This is a genomic window from Wolbachia endosymbiont of Pentidionis agamae (assembly GCF_036711655.1).
GTDB lineage: Bacteria > Pseudomonadota > Alphaproteobacteria > Rickettsiales > Anaplasmataceae > JAZHPY01.
On record NZ_JAZHPY010000109.1, the window covers coordinates 1 to 2,766 of the forward strand.

4 pseudogenes are annotated in these 2,766 nt (G+C 36.6%); 1 reads left to right on the forward strand and 3 read right to left on the reverse strand.

Going from position 1 to position 2,766, the window contains the following annotated elements:
- The 3 pseudogenes from V6U76_RS05025 to V6U76_RS05035 form a co-directional block, all read right to left on the reverse strand.
- A pseudogene (locus tag V6U76_RS05025) lies at positions 1-201 on the reverse strand (head decoration protein); the annotation flags it as partial.
- Positions 198-1,294: pseudogene (locus V6U76_RS05030) on the reverse strand (S49 family peptidase). The pseudogenes V6U76_RS05030 and V6U76_RS05025, both read right to left, overlap by 4 nt.
- Before the next feature lie 8 nt (positions 1,295-1,302).
- Positions 1,303-2,589 (reverse strand): annotated as a pseudogene (locus V6U76_RS05035) (phage portal protein); the annotation flags it as partial.
- On the opposite strand from V6U76_RS05035, the pseudogene V6U76_RS05705 reads away from it, so the two are divergent.
- A pseudogene (locus V6U76_RS05705) lies at positions 2,547-2,766 on the forward strand (IS982 family transposase); the annotation flags it as partial. The pseudogenes V6U76_RS05035 and V6U76_RS05705 sit on opposite strands and share 43 nt — an antisense overlap.

Here is a 2,766-nt window from a genome sequence, read left to right on the forward strand (position 1 = left end):
ATGGCGAAACCTCACTTGGAAATAATTTTAAACTTTCAGTACGACCAAAATTAATTGAGCCATCGTCGGTCTTTTTTCCCACTACAGTTCCGAGTTTAAGATTTTGACCTTTTGCTACAATTATTTGGTCACGTGAGTATAGGTTTGATACCTCATATTTAAAAGATCACCAAGGTTATTCTGTTCAGTTATACAAGTCATTTTTCCCCCATTGCACGTGCTTTAGCTGCTTGCATTACCAACCCTTCAGATGAATCCTGTGGCAATGTACTTAAAATCTCAGCTTTCATTGTTCGCTCTAGCATGATAAACATCAAACTTTCTTGTGCTTGTTTATTACTTACACCCTGCTCAATAAATTCTGTTATTTTTTCTGGCATTCGTGACAAATTACACAGACGTATTAGCTCCAAAATCTCAGTGCGACAGCTATCATAACCTTGTTGCTTGCCTTGATCATCAGGGTTTATGGGTTGTTCTTTATTTGTTTCAAAGTTAGCTTTAGTGTTCAAGGTTTGTTCATTCATAATAAAACTCCTGTGTTGATTAATAAATTCAGAATTCAATGTTATAATTCCATCTGCAAGACCTATTTCAATAGCTTTTTGACCAAAGTAAAGCCCTGCTGCTTCTACAGAAAGATTTCGATTGCGCGCTATAAGTTGAACAAATATTCCATATAAACGATCTACCTCGTTTTGTAAACTTTCTAAGCTCTCAGAGGTTATCGGCTCATGCGGATTTAAATCATTCTTGCGGCTTCCGGCAAAAATTTAATTCCTTGTTTTTCATCAAAAGAGCTTTGATCAATGTGACTTGCTATTACCCCAATACTTCCAATGCCAGATGTTCTGGTAACAAAAACCTTTTCAGCGCTCGAAGCAATAGCGTAAGCAGCAGAATAAGCATCATCATTTGCTATTGCTATTATACTTTTTTGTGAGCTTACATTATATATAAAATCAGCCAAGTCAAAAATTCCATTTACTTCTCCTCCAGGACTATCTATATCAAACAAAATAGTCTCTACTTCTTTATTCTCCAAAGCTTCTTCTATTTGCGCTCGAATTCTTTCGTACGATGTCATACCAAGAAAATCATCAAAAGCTCCTGGGTTTTTAGTCAAAATTCCATGAACTGATATAACTGCAATTTTTTCTATTATGTTGTTTTTGATAAAGTGCTTTAGATCTTTAAAGAGAGGTTGTTTCCCGTTATATAATGACAGCAAATCAAAGCTTTTTTGTTCTATCATCATAGGTTTATTCAACCAAGAGGTTTGTAATATTTCCATAATATGAATTAGATTTGTTGTGTATTGTTATTCCTTACATCAGAGTCAAAAGAAAGGTTGAAAAAATCAGCACGCTTTTGATCTTCTGCTATTTCCTGGTCAATTTCCTCAGCATCATAGCCAAGTTCTGAGACTACTTCTGAGCGACTTTTAAAACCATTTCTTACTGCCATCTGCTGTGCTTGCTGGTCTTTCAGTGGATCTACCCAATCAAACCCCTGCGGTATCCATTTTACGTCTTTTAGTGTTTGATTATCTGTTGTAGAAAGTTTTCCAGATAAAGTAGCAAGCTCTATCCATCTGTTCCAAATTGGTCTACAAAATTGAAATACCGTAATATTATGCTGTAACATTGTACATCTTCTCCTGAACTCAATCAGTCCTGCTCGAATTGAAGAATAATTTACATTGGTTAAGTCACCTGTCAGCTGTTCATAAGTGATTCCCATACCAATTGCAATAGCACGTAATTGCTGCCTCATAAAAGCTTCATAACTTCCTCCAACATCTGATGGTTCTGAAAATTTTATGTCTTCTCCAGGATCTAAGAGTTGCATAGTACCGGGTTCTAAGCCAGAAAGTGCTACTCCATGCTCATTTGATTCACCTTCTCCCATAATACTTGCTTCTGGATCAAGTCGTGTAATAAATCCCGCAAACATTGCAGCAGTTTTCTTTCTTACAAGCTCTGCATCATCGTATTGATCAAGTTCATAGAGTTTTAACAGTACATTAGAAAGCCAAGGTTCACCTCTTATTTGCCCAGGCCTCAGTGGCTTATAGATATGCAAAACATCATTTGCTGGCACTCGAACAGATTCTCTAAATGAGCCTTCTCCTGGATGTTCTCTAAATAAATAATAAGCTTCTCTTTGCCCAAGTCTGTTAAACTCAATGCCACTGCGAATCACATTGCCATTTGCTATAGTTTGATTGCTTTTGTTATCTAAGTGCTCTGATTCCAATACTTGAAGTTGCAACGGCACAAAAAGACCATCTTCAGCTTTGCGAGTTCGAAGTCTTACAAAACATTCTCCTCCTTCAACCATACTTCTACAAACTAGTGCTTGTAGTCCGTAAAAATCACTTATTCCGCTACTGTCTGCCTCATCGGTCCAACGTAGCCATAACTCTTGTACTTTTTTACGAAACTCAGCATCTTTTGCTTTTGATTGGGATTTTATGCCAGTTCCAACACAGTTGCTGACTATCATATCAATGATATTTGCTGCATATGGGTTTTTACGGACCATATCACGAGAACTACTGCGCAAAGTTTCAAAATTATGGGAAAGTTTTCTATAAATCAGAGTTTTGCCTTCATACACCAGTTGCACTAAAGCCCAGAGTTTTGTGGCATTTAGCTATGCAGTACCTTTGTAGACTGTCATACTGGAATTTCATATATCGACGCAGTTCCTATTGCAATGCAAAAAAGAATATCCAAAAATAAAGTATTTGCTGATATTGTA